This window comes from Mesorhizobium sp. B2-4-12, assembly GCF_006441575.1.
Lineage (GTDB): Bacteria > Pseudomonadota > Alphaproteobacteria > Rhizobiales > Rhizobiaceae > Mesorhizobium.
The window spans coordinates 113,923-133,353 of record NZ_VFVC01000003.1; the positions used below are offsets into that span (position 1 = coordinate 113,923).

Here is a 19,431-nt window from a genome sequence, read left to right on the forward strand (position 1 = left end):
CTCGATCCTCAAAACGGCTGAAGCCCGGCTTATCGACCCGCGGCATGAAAAAATCAAACGAAATTGCTTCTCCGATCAATGAGCATTAGGAATGGATCATGAGTGTCCAGCGCCGCCTTTTGCCCAACATCAGCGCCCTTGCCGCCTTCGAGGCGGTGGCGCGGCTTGGCAGTTTCACCGCCGCCGCTCAGGAGTTGGACCTGACCCAGGGCGCTGTCAGCCGGCAGATCAGGCTCTTGGAAGATCAGTTCGGGCGCCAACTGTTCGAACGCGACAGCCGCAATGTCCAGCTCTCGGCTGCGGGCGAAATCTATGCCGAGGCGGTACGTGCCGCACTTGGCCAATTGCGGGATGCCGCGCTTGGATTGATGAGCAATCGGCATAGCGGCATCCTGAACCTTGCCATATTGCCGACCTTCGGCACGCGCTGGCTGATGCCGATGATCCCCGATTTCGTGGAAAACAATCCCGACATCACCATCAACTTCGTCACCCGTGTCGGCCGCTTCGACTTCGCCCGGGAGAGGCTGGATGCCGCCATCCACTACGGCCTGCCTGACTGGCCGGAGGCCGACTCCACGCTCCTGGTGCGCGAAACGGTGGCGCCGGTGGTATCGCCCGAATTCCTCGCCGGTCGCGCCATCGCCACGCCGGCCGATATCGGTCGCCTGCCGCTGCTGCACATGGCGACGCGCCCCGGCGCCTGGACCGAATGGTTCGAGCACCAGGGTCTGAGCGCGCCGACCGGACCAGGCATGCAGTTCGAGCAGTTCGGCACCGCCGCCCAGGCCTGCATGGCGGGGCTCGGCGTGGCGCTGTTGCCCCTACTGCTCATCGCCGGCGAATTGCAGCGCGGCCAGCTTGTGACGGCGCCCGGCCAACCGATGCAAAGCCGCAGCGCCTATTACCTCGTCGTTCCCCATGACAAGCGCGGCTATCCACCGGCTGCCAGTTTTCGAGACTGGCTGCTAGGCCAGCTTGAGAAGGAGCCGGCTGTTCTGGCCTGGTAGCTACTTGCGCTTCAGCGCGTCCGCCAGCGCCGCGCCGAATGCGCCTTGCTGGGCCGGCCGCTCCGGCTGGCGCTGGGGTGCTGGCGAGCGTGGCGCCGGCCTGCCGCCGCCATTGTCGCGCGGCCCGCCCTTCGATCCGCCGCCCTCGCCGCCGTCCTTGCGCATTGAGAGCGCGATGCGCTTGCGCTTGATGTCGACGTCGACGACGCGCACCTTGACCACGTCGCCGGCCTTGACCACCTCATGCGCGTCCTTGATGAACCGGTCGGCCAGCTGCGAGACGTGCACCAGCCCGTCCTGGTGCACGCCGATATCGACGAAGGCCCCGAAGGCCGCGACATTGGTGACGGTCCCCTCCAGCAGCATGCCGGGCTTCAAATCCTTGATGTCGTCGATGCCGTCGGCGAAGGTCGCCGTCTTGAAGCCGGGGCGCGGGTCGCGGCCGGGCTTTTCCAGCTCCGCCAGAATGTCGCGGACCGTCGGCAGGCCGAAGCGCTCATCGACGAAGACGCGCGGATCGAGCGCCTTGAGCGCGGCGCTATCGCCCATTAGCGCGCGCACATCGCGCCCGCAGGCTGCGACGATCTTTTTCGCCACGCCATACGCCTCGGGATGCACCGCCGAGGCATCGAGCGGCTCGCTGCCATTTGGAATGCGCAGGAAGCCAGCGCATTGCTCGAAGGCGCGTGGTCCAAGGCGGGACACCTTGAGCAGATCCTTGCGGCTGGCGAACGGTCCCGTCGCGTCGCGGTGCGCGACGATAGCATCGGCGAGTGACGCGCCAAGACCCGAGACACGCGCCAGGAGCGGCGCCGAAGCTGTGTTGAGATCGACGCCGACGGCATTGACGGCGTCCTCGACCACCGCTTCCAGCGAGCGGCCAAGCCGGTACTGGTCGACATCGTGCTGGTACTGGCCGACGCCGATCGACTTCGGTTCGATCTTGACCAGTTCGGCCAGCGGATCCTGCAGCCGCCGCGCGATCGACACCGCGCCGCGCAACGACACGTCGAGGCCAGGGAATTCGGCCGCCGCCGCCGCCGAGGCCGAATAGACCGAGGCTCCTGCCTCGCTGACGATCACCTTGAGCGGCTTGGGGCCTGAGCCGGCGGGCATGTCGGACAGCATGTCCGCCACCAGCTTTTCGGTTTCGCGGCTGCCGGTGCCGTTGCCGATCGAAATCAGCTCCACCTTGTGCTGGCGGACCAGCGCTGAAAGTTCCGTCTGCGTGCCGCGCACATCGTTCCGCGGCGGGAACGGATAGACCGTCGTCGTCGCCACCAGCTTGCCGGTGCCGTCCACCACAGCGACCTTGACGCCGGTGCGGATGCCGGGATCAAGCCCCATCGTCGGCCGCGAGCCGGCCGGAGCCGCCAGCAGCAAATCCTTGAGATTGCGGGCAAAGACGTGGATCGCCTCTTCCTCGGCCCGCTCGCGCAGATCGCGCATCAAATCGAGCGTCAGGTGCAGCGACAGCTTGATCCGCCAGGTCCAGCTGGCGACCTCCATCAGCCAGCGGTCACCCGGCAGGCTGACTCCGATCGCGTAGGCATTGGCGATCATCCGTTCGACCGGCTTCACCGGCGAAGTGTCGTCGGCATCGACTTCGATGTCGAGGGACAGTACCTCTTCGTTGCGGCCGCGCAGCATGGCCAGCGCGCGGTGGCTTGGCACATTTGCCCAGCGTTCGACATGGTCGAAATAGTCGGAGAATTTCGCGCCAGCCTCCTGCTTGCCGTCAACCACCCTGGCCCGCAGGAAGGCGCGTTCCTTCATGTAGCCGCGCAGCTTGCCGACCAGATCCGCATTTTCGGCGAACTGCTCCGACAGGATATCGCGGGCGCCTTCAAGCGCCGTCTTGGCGTCGGCCACCTCCTCGGTGACATAGGCCAGCGCCGCCTCGGCGGGCACCTGCGAACGATCGGCAAGGATGGCCGCGGCCAGCGGTCCCAATCCGCGCTCGCGGGCGATCTCGGCCTTGGTGCGGCGCTTGGGCTTGTAGGGCAGGTAGATGTCCTCGAGCTCCGCCTTGGTGGTGGCGGCGGCGATCTTGGTCTCAAGCTCCTCCGTCAGCTTGCCCTGTTCGCGGATCGAGCCGAGGATGGTGTCGCGGCGGGCGTCGAGCTCGCGCAGGTAGGCGAGCCGCTCGGCAAGGTCGCGCAGTTGCGTGTCGTCCAGCCCGCCCGTCGCCTCCTTGCGGTAGCGCGCCACGAACGGCACCGTCGCGCCCTCGTCGAGCAGTTCGATCGCCGCGGCCGCCTGTTCGGGCCGCGCCTTGATCTCGGCCGCGATGATGGCTGCGATGCGCTTGATGTCGGATGCCATGTCGTTCCTGCCGTCGACGAGAAGAGCGGCGACCATAGGCGCAGACGTTCAGTCCGCCAACCGCCGCCTTTTCACCGGCACGAGAGGTCCACAGGAAAGCGAGGGCTGAACTAAAGCCCGGAGGCTCAGACCATCCGGCTCAATGCTTCGCAAAAGGCGACGATCTCGACATCGAGCGGATCGTCGACAGGTACTGGCTGCGACGACATCTTGGCGATCACGACTTCGGTCCGGGGATCGACATAGAGCCATTGGCCGTGGATGCCGATGCCGCAATAGGCACCATTCTCATGCCCGGTCTGGTACCATTTGTTGCGGTAGCGGCCGTTCGGAAACAGCGGAAGCATCGCGCCGCGCTGCCAGGCCTCCGAGCTGCCTCCGGTCGCAACCGTGTCACGCACCCAGGCTTCCGGCACGATGCGCCGGCCGTTCGCCATGCCGCCCTGCCTCATCATCTCGCCGATGCGCGCCAGGTCGCGCGGCGTCACCGAAATGCCGCCGGCGGTGCGCGCCGTGCCTTCCATGTCGACGCCGATCGAAGCCTCGCTGACGGCCCCCAGCGGCAACCACAGCCTGTCGCGCATCAGGTCGGTGAAGCGCTGGCCGGAAGCGCGTTCGAGCAACAGGCCGAGCAGGTCGGAATTGGGCGAGCGGTAGCGGAAGGTCTGGCCATGCGGCTCGGCCAGCCGCTGCAGGGTCAGGATGAACTCGCGCAAGCTTTCCGCGCCACCGCCCGGGTTCCACAGCGTGGCGCGGCGGTAGCGGGCGAAGGCGCTTTCCGGATCGAGATAGGCCTCCTCGAAATCGAGGCTGACGCTCATGTCGAGCACATGCCGGACGCTGGCCTCGCCATAGGCCGTGCCCACCGCCTCCGGGATGTATTGCGTCACCGGTGCCTCCGGATCGAACACGCCCTCGCCTTCCAGTATGCCGGCAATGATCGCCGTCACCGATTTGCTGATCGAGAAGATGATGTGGCGGGCACCGAAATCCATGTGCGGCGCCAACCAGTCGCCCACGGTCTTGCCGCTCTTCATCACCGTCAGCGCGTCGGTGCTGGAACGCAGGAGGAATTCAGCCACGGTCTCCGGCGCGCCGGCAACCAAAACTTTCTCGCCGAGCAGGCCGCCGAGGTCTCGCACGGGCTCCTCGGCGGCACCAGGCGTTGCCGTGACGCGCGCGGTCGGAACCAATTCGCCGAGGTTCTGGAACGACCATCGGTTGAACGGACTTTCGCGCCAGTTGGCGAGCAGCACCTCGTTGCGGCGGAAGCCGTAGCGGGTCTCGAACGCGGTCTTGCCGGTCATGGCGTTTTCCCTTCCAGGTCGTTTCTTGAGGGGCTCAGCGCAGGGCGGCGGCGATGGCGTGCACGGCCTTCAGGGCTGCTATGGAATAGGCGAGATTGCTGAAATCCGGCCACGTCGAAAGCTTCACCACGACCATCCCTGTGTTCCAGTCGATGTGGATCATCTGGCCGAACACGCCCCGGCACATCAGCGCGCGCGAGCCGGGATTCTCGATCCAGAACTGGTTGCGGTAACTGCCCTCGGGCATGCTGGCGGAGAAATCCGGGCCGTGCCTGCCGTTGCGTGTCGCCTCGATCCACGCCGCCGGCACGATGCCGCCGCCATTATCGAGGATCATCTGGCCGAAACGGCCATAGTCGCGAAGCGTCGCGTTGAAGCCGCCGTCGGCCAGTGCATAGCCGGCGCTGTCGACGGTGAAGCAGGCGCTTTCGTCGGCACCGAGCTTCTGCCAGAGCTCTTCGGAAACCAGTTGCGCCAGCCGCTTGCCGGTCACCCGCTCCATGATGAAGGCGAGCACGTCGGTCTCTATCGAGCGGTACTCGAATTTTGCTCCGTGCGGACGGACCGTGTCTTTCAAGCCGAGGATCAGCTCGAACAAATGCGAGGGCCAGCGGAAGTCCGGATCGCTGCCCGGCGGCACCGGCTTCCAGCCCGTGGCGACATCGACCTGGCCGATGTCGGAATAGCGGTCGGTATATTCCTCGCAAAAGCGCACGCCCGTCGTCATGTCGAGCACATGCTGGACGCTGGCGCCGGCCCAGCCCGTGGCGGCGAGTTCCGGCAGGTAATCGGTGACCGGCCGGGTGGGATCGATCAGCCCGCGCCCAGCCAATATGCCGAACACCGCGCCGGTGATCGATTTGGCCATCGACTGCGACAGATGCAGCGTTCGCTCATCCATGCCGTTGAAATAGCGCTCATAGGCGACCTTGCCGTCCTTGAGTACCAGCAAGCCATCCGTATAGGTCTCGTCAAGCAACGCCGCGAGCGTTGAAGGCCTGCCTTCGCTGTCCTCGACCGACAGCCCGTCGAGATCGACCTTGGCGCGTTCGAGACGATGGCGGTGGCCATTGCCGCGCCACACTTCGGCGGTCGGCAGGATTTCCCTGATGTGCTGGAACGCCCAGCGGTTCCATGGCGGCCGGTCCCAGTCGAGCTTTGGCGGCACCATGGCGGGCGGCGAGCCCTGCATGATCGGCGGCAGCGGATCGCTGTTGCGATAGGAATTCATGAGAGGCCATTTCCGGAAAAGAAAAGACCCGGCGGCGTGTGCCGCCGGGTCCGTCATGCGGCGATTACTTCTGCAGCTCGGTCCAGATCTTGGTGTAGATGTCCTGGATTTCAGGCGCACACATCTTCTGGAATTCGCCCTGTGGCTTCGCGGCGGCCGGAATGACGACTTCCGGCGCATCCTTCATGTCGGCCGGCATGTATTTGTCCGAGCCGGTGATGGCGTTGGCGTAGCGGTGGAAGGCCGAGAGGCCGGCTGCGTTTTCCGGATCCATGATGAAGTTCTGGAACAGCTTGGCGTTGTCGACATTCTTGGCTTCCTTGAGAACGACGACGTTGTCGCTCCACAGGCCGTAGCCTTCCTTCGGATAATTGTAGTGGATGGCCGGATTGGCCAGCCGCTGGCGTAGCGCAGAGCCGTTCCAGTCGCTGGTGGCCTTGAAGTCGCCGGCGCCCATCTTCTCGATGGTGTTGTATTCCATGGCGATCCAGTTCGGCTTGGCCGCGACGAGCGTGTCACGCACCTTCTTCAGCACCGCCTTGTCGTCGGTGCACTGCTGGCCACCGACATATTTGATCGCGGCGAAGATGACGTCATTCATCTCGGGAACGACGTTGACCTTGCCCTTCAGCTCGTCGGGCGTGTTGAAGATGATGCCCCAGCTGTCGGCCGGTCCCTTGTAGGCATCGGTGTTGACGACGACGCCCACCGTGCCCAGCGCCCACGGCACCGAATATTTGCGGCCGGGATCGAAATCTGGATTGGCCCATTCCGGCGCCACGTTCTTGAAGTTCTCCATCTTGCCCGGGTCGGTTTCGAGCACAAGCCCTTCCTTGATCCAGATCGGCACGTAGGTCTGCGAGGGCACGGCGATGTCGAAGCCGGTGCCGCCCTGGCGGACCTTGGCGAGCGCGGTGTCGTTGGAATCGTAGTCTGTGATCGTGACCTTGATGTTGTATTTCTGCTCGAACTTCTTGATCACGTCAGGGCTGGTGTAGTTGCCCCAATTGTAGATGTTGAGCACGCCGTCGGCGCGGGCAAGCCCCGTCGAGGCGAGCAACGCCAACCCTATGGCGCTCGCTGTGGTCTTCCAGTTCATGGTTCTAACTCCCATTAGGTTCAGTCTCGTTTCCTGCTGACAAAGAAAAACAACGTGACGATCGCGACCGAAAGCAGCAGGAAGGCGGTCGATATCGCGTTGATCTCGGGTGTGATGCCGCGCCGGATCTGGCCGAGCATGTAGGTTGGCAGCGTGTCCTGGCCGCCCGATTTGACGAACTCGGTGATGACGACGTCGTCGAGCGAGATGACGAAGGCCAGCATCAGTCCAGCAAGGATGCCGGGCCACAACAGCGGCAGCGTGATGCGGCGGAAGGTCTTCCACGGCGTCGCGTAGAGATCGGCGGCGGCACGCTCCAGCGTCAGGTCCATATTCTCCAGCCTCGCCCGGATCGGCAGATAGGCGAAGGGAATGCAGAAAGCCGTATGCGCGGCGATCAGGTAACCGAGGCCGGAATAGCCGGTGAAGATCTTGATGCGCGAGAAGAAGATCAGCAGCGCCACGCCGGTGACGATCTCGGGCACCATCAACGGCTGGTTGATCGCCGCATATTTGAAGGTGAGGCCGGGATAAGAGGCGGTGCGTGTGGTGGCAAGCGCCGCCATGGTGGCGAATATGGTCGACAGCACCGCAGCGATGGCGCCGATCTGGAAGGATCGCAGTGTCGCGTCGATGACCTGCGTGTTCTGGTATGCCGACTGGAACCACTTCAGCGAAAAGCCGCCCCATTCCGACGTCGAGCTTGCCGCATTGAAGGCATAGACCACCAGCACCGCGATCGGCAGGTAAAGCACGACGAAACAGGTCGCCGCGATCGCGGTGAAGCCAGGCTGGTGCTTGATGGAGAAGTTGCTAGCCATGACGCACCCCCGACTTGCCGGCATTGCGCACATAGGCAAGCAGCGCCACCATGACGATGATCATCACGGTGATCGACAGAGCCGAGCCGAGCGGCCAGTTTCGGCCCTGCCCGAACTGCAATTCGATCAGGTTGGACAGCATCATGTTCTTGCCGCCGCCAAGCACGCTCGGCGTCACATAGGCGCCAAGGGCCGGGATGAAGACCAGGATGGAACCGGCTATGACGCCCGGCTTGACCAGGGGGAAAATGATGCGCCGCAGCACCCGGAAACGCGTCGCGTAGAGGTCGTAGCCGGCTTCGACCAGCCGAAAATCGAGCTTCTCCATGCTGGCATAGATCGGCAGCACCATCAGTGGCAGGTAGACATAGGCCATGCCGATCAGGATCGCCGTGTCGGTGTAGAGGATCTGAATCGGCGCCGAGATGATGCCGAGCTTCAAAAGGATCGTGTTGACGATGCCTTCGTTGCGGATGATCTGCAGCACGGCGAAGGTGCGGATCAGAAGGTTGGTCCAGAACGGAATGGTGATCAGGAACAGCCAGAGGTCTCGGGTCTTTTCGCTACGTGTCGCCATGAAATAGGCGGTCGGGAACCCAAGCGCCAAGGTGGCGATCGTTGTCACGACGGCAAGCTTGATGGAGCGCAGGAAGATGGTGACATGCGCCGCCGCGAGCGAAAGCGTATCGTCGAAGATGTCGCGTTCCAGGAGCACCGACGTCCAGGCGTCGGACGAGAACTGCCATTTCACGTCGCCATAGGCGCCGGGCGTCAGGAAGGAATAGACGAGAACGATCAGCAACGGGCCGGTCGCGGCCAGGAAAATGACCAGCAGTGCTGGCGCTGACAAGAGCCAGCGGTCACGGACATCGCGCCGTTCCGCCGCCTTGGCGACTTCTTCCGCGGTGGCCATCAGTCCCTCAGCACTTGCGCGGCGTCGTTGCCGATCATGATGCCGACCTTGTCGCCGCGCTCGAAACCGCAGCCGGCGCTGCGCGTATTCTGCTGGCGCACGGTGAAGGCCTCGCCGCTGTCGAGCTGGACATGAATATGCGTATCGGTGCCGAAATAGACGATGTTTTCGACCATGCCCGACAACTCACCCTTGTCCTTCGTCAGCTTGGCGTGCTCGGGCCGTACCACCACGGTGGCATTGTCCTTGGGCTGGAAGCCTTCGGCAACGGTTGCTTCGATCGTCGTGCCCGATTTGAGCGTCGCGCGTGCCTTGCCATTGCCGATGCCCGATATAGCGGCGGTGAGGAAGTTGGTTTCGCCGATGAAGTCGGCGACGAAACGGTCCGCCGGCTTGTCGTAAATGTCCCAGGGCGAGCCGACCTGCAGGATCTTGCCCGACGACATCACCGCGATGCGGTCCGACATCGTCAGCGCTTCTTCCTGGTCATGGGTGACGAAGATGAAGGTGATGCCGGTCTCATGCTGCAGCCGCTTCAACTCGATCTGCATCTCCTTGCGCAGCTTGTAGTCGAGCGCCGAGAGCGGTTCGTCGAGCAACAGCACTTTCGGCTGCGGCGCGAGCGCCCGGGCCAATGCCACGCGCTGCTGCTGGCCGCCGGAAATCTGGCCTGTGCGGCGGCCCGCCAGGGCCTCCATCTTGACCAGCTTGAGCATTTCGGCGACGCGCGCCTTGATCTCGACCTTGGGCTTGCCCAGCATCTCCAGGCCGAAGCCGATATTGTCGGCCACCGTCATGTGCGGGAACAGCGCATAGGACTGGAAGACGGTGTTGACCGGCCGCTTGAAGGGCGGCAGCGGCGCGATGTCCTGCCCGTAGAGCAGGATCTCGCCGGCGGTTGGAAAGTCGAAGCCGGCGATCAGCCGCAGCAAGGTCGTCTTGCCGCAGCCAGACGGTCCCAGCAGCGTGAAGAACTCGTTCTCGCGGATGGAAACCGAGACCTTGTCGAGAGCAGCGACCTGCCCCTCACCCGATCCGAAAATTTTGCTGACGTTTACTACTTCAATCGCATTCCGATCCGGTTTGTCCGGCACGATTACGCCTCACTGTTGACCCCGCTCTTGCTGGCGGAGCTCTTCCCCTGTTGGATGTGAACACATGGCCGGTAGGTTGGCAAGCCCGGCATTGAATCACAGTTCAGTCAGTTATTTCAGGCTTGGCAAGCCCATGCCAATGTCAGGCTTGATAGGTAACCTTCCCGCCGCAGATCGTCGTTGCCGGACGCACCTTGTGCAGGTCTGCCGGCGCGGTCTTCTCGATATCGGCCGACAGGACGACCAGATCCGCCATGTAGCCGGGCTTGAGCATGCCCTTGCGATGCTCGGCGAATTCGGCATAGGCGCCCTCGACCGTGTAGGCGGCGAGCGCTTCGTGCAGCGAGAAGCTCTGGTCCGGGTCGCTTTGTGCCCAGGGTTTGCGCAGCACTGCCGCCTGAATGCCCAAGATCGGGTCGACCGGCGACACCGGCCAGTCCGAGGCGAAGACGACATGCGCGCCGGCGTTCTTCAAGGTACGCCAGGCATAGCTCAGCGGCCAGCGAGCCGGGCCGATACGCGACACGGTCGGCTCCAGCGGGAAATCCATGGCGCCGGGCGGATGCGGCGGCTGCATGGAAGCGATGACGCCGAGTTCGGCGAAGCGCGGCACGTCCGATGTGGTGGTGACCTCGATGTGTTCGATGCGATGCCGGCTATCGCGCTTGCCATTGGCCTTTTGCGCCGCCTCGTAGCCGTCGAGCACGGCACGCACCGCGCCATCGCCGATCGAATGTACCGCGATCTGCAGCCCGCGCTTGTCGATGGCGGCGGCGAGGTCAATAAACTGTTGCGGCGTGAACAGCGGCTCGCCGATCCAGTCGGGACGGTCGGCATAAGGCTCGATCATGACAGCCGTCCAGGAATCCAGCACCCCGTCGTAGAACACTTTGACCATGCCCGACGACAGCCACTCGCTGTCGAAGCGTTCGGCCATCTCGGATGCCTTGTCGAGCATGTCGAGCGTCATGAAATTCTTGTAGTGGAACGGTATCTGCACACGGCAGGGCAAGCCTTCCTCGGCCTCGATCTCGGCCAGCAGTTCGAGCTGGTAGAGATTGCCGTCCATGTTCTGGACCGAGGTGATGCCGTGGCGCGCGCACCAGGCAAGCCCTCGCCGCATGATGTCACGGTCGAAGGCGCGCTCTTCCGCCGACGGCATCGGGTCCGGCTCGCCGCCGGTCGCCAGCCCCAGCCTCACGCGGCTTTCGCCGGCAAGGTCGAGCACCGGGCCGAAAGCTTCGCCCTCGCGCAATTCGCCATTGGCCAGGCCGTCCTCGCCCATGACGATCTCGTTGCCCGGGCCAAGCACGCGTCCATGCAGAATGCCGGCCATGTCCAGCGCCTTGGTGTTGGCCCACATCGTGTGGTGGTCGGGTGCGGCCATGACGAAGGGCCGGTCCGGCAGGATGGTGTCGAGATGATGGCGCGTCACCCGCTCGTCGCCGAGCACGGTATAGTCGACGCCCTGCCCGACCAGCATTTTCGCGTCGGGATGTGTCGATGCGTAGTCGCGGATCGCCTTTTGCAGCGCCTCGAATCCGTGGACGCCCGAAAGCTGCAAATGGGCAAGCTCGGCCGCACCTGAGAAAAGATGCATATGGGCTTCGATGAAACCCGGGAGCACCGAACCGCCCTTGGCGTCGACAACCCTGGTGCCCGGTCCCTTGAACTCTTCGACGGAGGCGCGGCTACCGATGGCGATTATGGCACCGTCCTTGACGGCAACAGCCTCGGCGGCGGGATTGTCATCGTCCATGGTTAGCACATGACCATTGATGACGATCAGATCCGCATTGTGACCCGCATCCGTGACAGACATCGCGACTCCGCGCTTTTGACGACTGATTTTAGACCCGACAACCCCATGTCCAACGACCCGCCACTTCACAGGAGCGGCGCCATGGGACAAAAATCGATGCCAGCGCGCTGTCCTCGAAATTCCCCTTGTTATCCCTGAAGACAGCGTGGATAAAAGAATGCGACTAATTATTCGCGTTTGTCAACATGCGGAATTTGGAATGTATTGTGGACAGCATGCTCCGCTTGTGTTGAGACCGGGCGGGGAACGGGGATATCAAGCAGTGAAGCGCAGTCTCGACCGCAAAACCAGGATAGCGCTCGAACCCCGCAAGCAGCCGCGGCAACAACGGTCGAGCAAGGTGGTAGACCGGATTCTCGACGCGGCGCTGATCTTGACGCGGGAGCAAGGAACCAAGACGCCGACGACGCTCGCCATTGCGCAGCGCGCGGGCTTGTCGGTCGGTTCGGTCTACCAATACTTTCCCAACAAGGAAGCCATTCTTCTGGATCTCGCGCGGCGCTGGCTATCGTCCTTTCCCGAGGTGATCGCCAAGCGCATCAAGGTCCCCCCGCCCACCAACCGCGAAGAGTTTCGGCGCGAAGTGCGCAAGCTCTTCGCCGACACGTCCAGGCTCTATCTCGACAACGCCACCTTGATGCCAGTGATCGAGGCCATCTCGGGCAATGCCGACCTCAGGCCGATCCAGAACGAATATGACGACCAGATCATCGCCCTCTACGCCGCATGGCTGCAGCATGTGAACCCGGCTCTCGAAGGCAAGATCGCCAGCCGGCTCGGCGTGGTGATGATGGAGGTCGGGCACGTCTGCCGGCTCGTCGGGCTGAAAAAGGATCGCAAGACGTTCGACCTCATTGAGGACGATGTGGAGACCATGTGGCTCGCCCTGGTGAACCCCTATCTCAATCTTGACTGATTTCGCATTTCGAGAGGAATTTTATGAAGACTATCTATTCGCCGCTTCATGCCGGCCACGCTGGCCAGATGGAACTAGTCACCTCAGCCATCGTGCCGGGTTTCGAAAAGCCTTCGCGTGCCGAGTTCATCAAGGCGCGGGTCGAAAGCGAGAAACTCGGCCCGATCATCGCGCCAGTCGAGCACGATCTTGCCGCCGCCAAGCGCGTCCACAGGGCCGACTACATCGATTTCCTGCCAACGGTCTGGCCGCAATGGACGGCTGAGGGCCACACGGGCACGGCAATGCCCTTCACATGGCCGACGCGCGGCCTGCGCGGCGACGTGCCGCCAAAGCGCATCGACGCCCTGCTCGGCTACTATTCCTTCGACGGCGGCGCCACCTTCGTCGCGGGGACCTGGGCCGCGATCAAATCCTCCTACGACGTGGCGTTGACCGCCGCCGGTCTGGTCAAGGACGGCGAGAGGTCGGCCTTCGCGCTTTGCCGCCCGCCCGGTCACCATGCCGGCGCCGGCTTCATGGGCGGCTACTGCTACATCAACAACGCCGCCGTCGCCGCGCAATGGTTCCTTGATCAGGGCGCCAAGCGCGTCTCCATCCTCGACGTCGACTACCACCATGGCAACGGCACCCAGGAGATCTTCTATGACCGGGCTGACGTGCAGGTTCTCAACCTGCATGGCGATCCGATGGTCGAATATCCGTTCTTCCTCGGCCATGCCGACGAACGCGGCGCGGGCGCGGGCGAAGGCTTCAACATCAACTATCCCATGCCCTTCGGCACCGGCTGGGACGCCTGGAACGCATCGCTGGAGGACGCCTGCGCCAGGCTTGCCGCCTATGCGCCGGATGTCGTCGTCGTCTCGCTCGGCGTCGACACGTTCGAGAAGGACCCGATCAGCCAGTTCAAGCTGACATCCGCCGACTATCCCAAGATCGGCCGGCGCATCGCCAAATTCGGCCTGCCGACGCTGTTCGTCCAGGAAGGTGGCTATGCCGTCGAGGAAATTGGCATCAACGCCGTCGGGGTGCTGACCGGCTTCGAGGACCGGTAAGCCTGCCGGCTGATCCGGGCCGACAATGTCAGGCACGACGGAGCAAGGGCGGCAGGTCCGCCCTTGCTCGCGAGCTACATTGCGATGCCGGCGCTCGGCGTCGCCATCTGCGCGGCCGCCCTGCGCGACCGTCCGAGATAATAGACCGCTGCCGCCGCGATGACGCCGGCGGCCAGGATGCCCGCCGCCAGAAGCGGCCGGTACCAGAACCAGGCGATCGCGATCGTCGTCGCGCCGACCAGGATCGCCAGGAAGAAGGCGATGATACCGGTTCCCATCCGCGCCATGCTGCCGAGGAACGGAATGACGTCGAGGATCACGCCGATCGGGCCGAGGAACAGGGCAAAGCCGATGGTCAGCAGCAGCAGGCCGGCACCACGCAGCAGCCAGGTGATCAGCGTGTTGACGCTGACCGCTTCGGCGAACATCTTGTCGGCCGGCACCGTCCCGGTGTCGACCATCAGCAACGCATCGCCCGCCTGCGTCTGGTACGGCTCGAACCGGCTGCCGGCCTGACGCGCCACGATGCTGACCGCGCCAAGCGACGCCAATTGATAGCCGATGCGGTAATCGCCCAGCAGTGGCGATGTGTTGTCGCTGCCGAGATAGATCTTGCCATCGACGATGCTGAGCGGCTTCGTCCCGGTATAGGCGGCCTTGATCGCCGCCGCCTGATTGGCCGACAGCGAATAGTCCTTGTCACCTTCGATACGATCGAGCACCGGCTTGTCCAGATCGAAGGCGACGAGCTTGCCCTGTGGAATCTGGAAGGCGCGGCTGTGGATCGCCATCGGCGGATTCTGGTGGCCGTCCGGCTTCTTGAAATCCGACGAATCGATCTGGCTGTCGTCCCACACCCGCGAATAGCTGTAGGTGGTTTGCGTCTCCTCGCCACCGCCAAGCTTCTTGGTGGTCTCGGATTTGGACTGTTCCTTCCACTGATACATCTGGACGGTGCGCGACAGGCGCAGCCCCTGCGCGGCAATGCCGAAATCCGGGTCCGCCAGACCGCCGTCCGCGGTCACCGGGCCACTGACATGCACAAGCTTGCCGTCATTACCGGCATCGACGCTGTCGGCGTTCACCGAGACGACGGCGCCGGCGCCTTCGGCCAGCGAGCGCGCCGTCTGCACCGCGCGGCCCTCGTTCCAGAACAACCCGACCACCATCAGCACGATCAGCAGCAGGCCGATGATGACCCCGCCGACCGCGCGCTTGATCCGCCCGAACCACGAGACGGATGTAACTTCCCGAAATGAATCGCTCATCGTTCCCCCCGAAACAAACCTCGCCAGGAGCCGAACGGAACCGCCACGGATAACCATGTCCGTCCTGCCGATTGCACGCGCGACAGTCGAAGGTGCCCTCCCCTTCGACAGTCGCGAATCTATCGCAACGGAGCCGCCGCCGATATGGCCGGCTTGCACGGTTCCGGCGATTTTCGCACATTGAGAGCCGGGAAAATCCCCCCTGAGTCGCAGGCAGAGTCCGCCGGATTCGATTTTGTCAAATCGCGTTTGATGTCGGATTCATCTGCGGGTAGATTAGACCCGAATCAGCCGGTCCTCGGGGGGCGCGGCGACCACCCAAAGTCTCAAGTTCCGGAATTTTCCGGCGCCAGACGCGGACAGCTTCGCGTTCCCTGAATGGATTCCGTCTGGTTGGGCGCGGCCCCGCGCCTGGTGTGCGCCTCGTAAAAGTAACGCGTTTTAGGGTTCGGCGGCTGGCTCTCCAGCATCCGGACATCAGAATCGATTCCGGCCAAAAGCAGCAGATGAGCAGTCCCGCCGCGCCTCTTCAATCCGACACATTGGGCTCGCGCCTGACGTCGCGGGGTGATCTCACCAGCTTCTTCATGGAGCTGACCGCCGAGATCGGCGCCGACAGCTACATGCTGGTCGCCATCGTCCACGACCAGGACCGCAACGATGCGCGCATCGTCTCTTCGAACTGGATCTTCGATGCCATCGAGCTGATCGGCAAGCGGCTGATCGCCAGCCTCGCCCAGGGTGCCCTCACCGTCGCGCCCGGTTTCCGTCCGAAGCCGCTGGTGGCGGCCAAAGCGCCGGATGCCGACGGACTGGTCTCCGGCGAAGAGGCCCGCCTTCTCGACGTGCTCGGCCATGCCGAAATCTATTCGCTGCGGCTGAATGTCGGCCGCCAGCGCCTGTTCGCCTTGTTCTCGGCGGCGACGGTCGGCCAGATCGACGAGCCGGCGCTGATGAAGGCGCAGCTGAAATGCTGCTATGCGCTCTCGCATATTCCGCAACTGATCGCCGCCGCGGCGATGCAGGATCCACTGTCGGACCGCGAGCGCGAATGCCTGTTCTGGGTCTCGGAAGGCAAGACTACCGACGAGGTGGCCGTCATCCTTGGCGTCTCCTCCAACACCGTCAACAGCTACATCACCCACGCCATCCAGAAATTCGCGGCCAGCAACCGTGCGATGGCCATCGCCACGGCGATCAGGAGTGGCATCATTTGAAACACGCCGACATCAAGAATGCCGCTGAAGCCCTTTTCAACGAGCAGCACAGCCCGTTCGGCGCCTTCACGCTTGGCTCCGAAACGCATCACGCCGTCACCATTCCCGATGCCGTGCGCCGCTGCCGCTGGATATCAGTCGACATCAACGCCTCGGGCTTCGGCCTGTTCTTCGTCAGCCCGTCGCCGGAACGGGCGCGGCTGGTCCCCTGTTTTGATTCCGACTATCCTGGCATCGCGGTGGCTACGAAGTTCATTTCAGGGGCCAATGGCGAGGAGATCGTGCGCCACACCCGCCTTTCGACCGAACCGCGCTGGTGGTCGGATGACGGTGTCGCGGCGATGGTCGACATGTTCGGCAATCTCGCCTGGACCGGACAAATGGCGCCGCTGACGCCCGGCACCAGCGGCATCGTGTTCCCCGTCCACGCCGATCGCGGCCAATGCGGCCTCGTCGTCTTCCTGGGATCGGAGATCGCGATGACGCAGGATACGCTCTACGATATCCACGCCCGCTGCTTCTCGCTGTTCGCAGCCGTCGCCCGCATTCGCCCGGGCGACGCCGGCAGGATGCGCGCCATCTCCAAGCGCGAACTCGAATGCCTGAAGCTGACCGCCAACGGCAATACCAGCGAGGAGATCGCGCGGCTCCTGAAACTGTCGGTGCACACCGCCAACCAGTATCTGACCCAGTCAACCCAGAAGCTCAACGCCGTCAACCGCAATCAGGCCGTCGCCAAGGCACTGCGGCTTGGCCTGATCGAATAGCGTTTGCTGTCTGATAGAGCCGGTTCAGAAGGCCAGCGGCTCGACCCTGCGGATACGGGCCTGTTCGATCACAGCCTCCAGCAGCGCCGTATTGTGCTCGGGGTCCTCGCCAGGTTTTTCGAACGACACGTAGTTGACCGCGACCGAGTTGCCGGTCTCGCTCAGCGTCAGCTGGAAATAGACGGTTACCCCGGGTGGCCTGAGTTCCAGATCGAGCACGATGCGCGGGCTGCCGCTCCAGTCGACATGCGCCTCGCCACCATGGCCTAGCCTGAGCGTGCGCGGATTGAAGAACAACTCCGCTGCTGAATCGACCAGATCCGACAGGCAGGCGAAGTGCTCCAGCCGGATGAAGGCGATATAGTCGGCGACATCGATCAGGCGCAACTCGGCCACGACTTGCTCGATAGCGTTGGCGACGATGATCTCGCGGGATTTTGCGTGCGGTTGGCGGTTCATGAAATCTGTCTGCGCTCAGCCTTTTTCGAGTAGACGATCCGCACCAGTTCGGCGACGGCCTGGTAGAATTGCGACGGGATCACATTATCGACCGAAACTTGCTTGTACATGGAGCGGGCGAGCGCCACGTCCTCGAAGATCGGGATGTTGTTTTCCCTTGCGATCTCGCGGATTTTCAGAGCTACCAGATCCTGCCCCTTGGCCACCACAAGCGGCGCCGAATCCTCGTCGCGCACATATTTCAGCGCGATCGAGTAGTGTGTCGGATTGGCGATGATCAGCGTCGCGCGCGGCACCGCCGTCATCATCCGCTTGCGCGCCCGGTCGCGCGCCAGCGAGCGCAGCCGCGACTTGACGATCGGATCGCCCTCGGACTGTTTGAATTCGTCCTTGACCTCCTGCTTGCTCATGCGCAGGTCCTGTTTCCAATGGAAGCGCGACCAGACGAGGTCGATCGCCGCGATCAGACCCATGACGAAGACGATCGCAACCAGGATGTCGACCGCGATGCCGCGGATGACGAAACCGAAGGCGATGGGATTGGTGATCATCCCGTCGAGCAGTTTGCGGTGATCCTCCGACAGCGTGAAGACGAGCACCGCGATGGCGAAGCCCACCTTGGCGAGGGATTTCAGGAACTCGACCCAGCCCTGAGCGCCGAACATCCGGTTCCAGCCCTTGACGATCGAGATGCGCGACATCTGCGGTCTGATCCGCTCGCCGACGAATTGCGGCATGTTCTGGAGCACCGAGGCGCCGATGCCGGCGACGGTCAAAAGCACCAGCAGGCTGACGAGGGCGCGGCCCACTTCCAGCAAGACGATCTTGTAGAGCGCGATGATGTCGGTCTCGGTGTCCATCGGCCAGGCCTCGGGCTTCTCAAGGAACATCGACAGAAACATGCCGAGATTGATGACCGCGTCCTTGGCATAGAAGACGGTGAACACCAGTATCGCGACGTAAGAGGCGAGGAGCGCGGTTTCCCGCGAATGGGGCAGCTTGCCCTGTTCGATCGTGTCGCGGATCTTCTTTTCCGTCGCCTCTTCGGTTTTCGAGTCCTTGTCGGTGGCGTCGGACATGCCTTACGCGGCGTTCTGCGTCGAGGGAAGTTCGAACGCACCTTCGCGCGACAGCCGGATGGTGGTCGTCACGATGGTCTTGCGCGCCGCCATGATGTCGGCGGCAGGGACGCCGTCCGAACCCTGTCCGAGCTCGGCTTCGATCATGCGCCGCGACCGCGCGCCGATCGCCGACAGCACCGCTTCGGCGAGCGCCGCCGAGGTTCCGCGCAGCGCCAGCGTGACAAGCTCGGTCGACAATCCGTCGAACAAAAGCACACGCGCTTTCTGGGTCAGCAGCGGCAGGTCGTCGAAAGCGAAAAGCCGTGCCCGCACACCGTCGAGATCGGGCGTGCCGGCGGCCTCCAGATCCTGCATGACCTCCTCGAGCTGCGGCTTTTCCAGCTCATTGAGCACGCTGGCGACGCGCGCCTGCCCTGCCGAAGTGTCCTTGGTCGAGGTGTCCGACAGCACGCCGGCGCGCAGCCGGTTCTCGACGATCCTGGTGGCGGCGGGCGGAACATTGGCCATGGTCACCATGCGCTTGATGATTTCGCCGCGCATCGGCTTCGTCAGCGTCAAAAGCACGCCTGCGGCCGCTTGCGGCGCCAGCTTCGACAGCACCATGGCCGCCGTCTGCGGATGTTCGCCGGCCAGGAAGGTGCCCAGCCGCGAAGGTTCGAGTTTTTCGAGATCGGGCCAGATCGGCGGCGGCCCTTCGGGTGCCGCCTCCGGTTTCTTGTTGCCCATGATGGCGCTCATCTCTTCGGGCGACAGCGACTCGTTGAGGATGGTGTCCATCCTGTCGGCGGAATCGAGCAGTCCCGCGCCTTCCGTGAACTCCGCCTCGAACTCGGCGACAATGCGCTCGAGATCGCTCTGCGGAATGGTCCTGAGCAGCCGGGCGCCCTCGATCAGCGCCTTCAGCTCTTCCTGCTTGAAGAATTTCAGCAGGCGGCTGGCGGATGGCTTGCCCATCGCCACCAATATGGCGGCCGCCTTCTGCGCGCGCGTGAGCGTGGTCAGCGGCGTCATGCTGCCCCTCGCCTCAGCCGCAACCGGCAAGTGC

General features: G+C 63.6%; 17 protein-coding genes. 5 read left to right on the forward strand and 12 right to left on the reverse strand.

The genetic code is table 11. The features are described 5' to 3' along the window. Positions 1-98 precede the first annotated feature (98 nt). Positions 99-1,010 carry a LysR family transcriptional regulator gene (locus FJ934_RS03085; protein WP_140607179.1) on the forward strand — a complete coding sequence of 304 codons (912 nt, stop codon included), beginning with the start codon at positions 99-101 and terminating at the stop codon, positions 1,008-1,010. On the opposite strand, the gene FJ934_RS03090 is transcribed toward FJ934_RS03085, so the two are convergent. The 8 genes from FJ934_RS03090 to FJ934_RS03125 all read right to left on the reverse strand — a co-directional run bounded on the left by FJ934_RS03090 (position 1,011) and on the right by FJ934_RS03125 (position 11,622). Then, the gene (locus FJ934_RS03090; RefSeq protein ID WP_140607180.1) at positions 1,011-3,335 is read right to left on the reverse strand and encodes a Tex family protein; all 2,325 of its coding nucleotides are present in this window, start codon (positions 3,333-3,335) and stop codon (positions 1,011-1,013) included. Positions 3,336-3,460: 125 nt separating this feature from the next. Beyond that, positions 3,461-4,642, reverse strand: a complete 1,182-nt coding sequence (locus tag FJ934_RS03095; protein ID WP_140607181.1) for a serine hydrolase — start codon at positions 4,640-4,642, stop codon at positions 3,461-3,463. A gap of 34 nt (positions 4,643-4,676) precedes the next feature. Next, positions 4,677-5,873 carry a serine hydrolase gene (locus FJ934_RS03100; protein ID WP_140607182.1) on the reverse strand — a complete coding sequence of 399 codons (1,197 nt, stop codon included), beginning with the start codon at positions 5,871-5,873 and terminating at the stop codon, positions 4,677-4,679. A gap of 64 nt (positions 5,874-5,937) precedes the next feature. Next, positions 5,938-6,972, reverse strand: coding sequence for an extracellular solute-binding protein (locus FJ934_RS03105; RefSeq protein WP_140607183.1), 1,035 nt, complete (start codon positions 6,970-6,972; stop codon positions 5,938-5,940). Between the two features lie 20 nt (positions 6,973-6,992). Beyond that, a complete protein-coding gene (locus tag FJ934_RS03110; RefSeq protein ID WP_140607184.1) occupies positions 6,993-7,793 on the reverse strand; it encodes an ABC transporter permease in 801 nt (266 codons plus the stop codon). Continuing rightward, positions 7,786-8,706 (reverse strand): ABC transporter permease, encoded by a 921-nt coding sequence (locus FJ934_RS03115; protein WP_140607185.1) that lies wholly within the window; start codon positions 8,704-8,706, stop codon positions 7,786-7,788. The genes FJ934_RS03110 and FJ934_RS03115 overlap by 8 nt, the downstream gene beginning before the upstream one ends. Then, on the reverse strand, positions 8,706-9,800 hold the full coding sequence (locus tag FJ934_RS03120; RefSeq protein WP_140607186.1) for an ABC transporter ATP-binding protein: 1,095 nt from the start codon (positions 9,798-9,800) through the stop codon (positions 8,706-8,708). The genes FJ934_RS03115 and FJ934_RS03120 overlap by 1 nt, the downstream gene beginning before the upstream one ends. 142 nt (positions 9,801-9,942) lie before the next feature. Beyond that, on the reverse strand, positions 9,943-11,622 hold the full coding sequence (locus FJ934_RS03125; protein ID WP_140607187.1) for an amidohydrolase: 1,680 nt from the start codon (positions 11,620-11,622) through the stop codon (positions 9,943-9,945). Between the two features lie 262 nt (positions 11,623-11,884). On the opposite strand from FJ934_RS03125, the gene FJ934_RS03130 reads away from it, so the two are divergent. Continuing rightward, positions 11,885-12,538 (forward strand): TetR/AcrR family transcriptional regulator, encoded by a 654-nt coding sequence (locus FJ934_RS03130; RefSeq protein ID WP_140607188.1) that lies wholly within the window; start codon positions 11,885-11,887, stop codon positions 12,536-12,538. A gap of 23 nt (positions 12,539-12,561) precedes the next feature. Beyond that, complete coding sequence (locus FJ934_RS03135; protein WP_140607189.1) at positions 12,562-13,593, forward strand: histone deacetylase family protein; 1,032 nt, start codon at positions 12,562-12,564, stop codon at positions 13,591-13,593. 74 nt (positions 13,594-13,667) lie between these two features. Here FJ934_RS03135 and FJ934_RS03140 read toward each other — a convergent pair whose 3' ends face one another. Beyond that, a complete protein-coding gene (locus FJ934_RS03140; RefSeq protein WP_246671425.1) occupies positions 13,668-14,861 on the reverse strand; it encodes a TMEM43 family protein in 1,194 nt (397 codons plus the stop codon). Between the two features lie 506 nt (positions 14,862-15,367). Here FJ934_RS03140 and FJ934_RS03145 point away from each other — a divergent pair. Then, entirely contained in the window at positions 15,368-16,078 is a 711-nt protein-coding gene (locus FJ934_RS03145; protein ID WP_140607191.1) for a helix-turn-helix transcriptional regulator, read from the forward strand. Beyond that, the gene (locus tag FJ934_RS03150) at positions 16,075-16,845 is read left to right on the forward strand and encodes a helix-turn-helix transcriptional regulator (protein WP_140607192.1); all 771 of its coding nucleotides are present in this window, start codon (positions 16,075-16,077) and stop codon (positions 16,843-16,845) included. The genes FJ934_RS03145 and FJ934_RS03150 overlap by 4 nt, the downstream gene beginning before the upstream one ends. A gap of 24 nt (positions 16,846-16,869) precedes the next feature. On the opposite strand, the gene FJ934_RS03155 is transcribed toward FJ934_RS03150, so the two are convergent. Genes FJ934_RS03155 through FJ934_RS03165 form a run of 3 tightly spaced genes read right to left on the reverse strand, consistent with a single transcriptional unit; the run spans position 16,870 to position 19,397 of the window. Further along, complete coding sequence (locus FJ934_RS03155) at positions 16,870-17,304, reverse strand: hypothetical protein (RefSeq protein ID WP_140607193.1); 435 nt, start codon at positions 17,302-17,304, stop codon at positions 16,870-16,872. Further along, entirely contained in the window at positions 17,301-18,383 is a 1,083-nt protein-coding gene (gene flhB, locus FJ934_RS03160; RefSeq protein ID WP_140607194.1) for a flagellar biosynthesis protein FlhB, read from the reverse strand. The genes FJ934_RS03155 and flhB overlap by 4 nt, the downstream gene beginning before the upstream one ends. A 3-nt stretch (positions 18,384-18,386) precedes the next feature. Next, positions 18,387-19,397, reverse strand: a complete 1,011-nt coding sequence (locus tag FJ934_RS03165) for a flagellar motor switch protein FliG (protein ID WP_140607195.1) — start codon at positions 19,395-19,397, stop codon at positions 18,387-18,389. Positions 19,398-19,431: the final 34 nt, after the last annotated feature.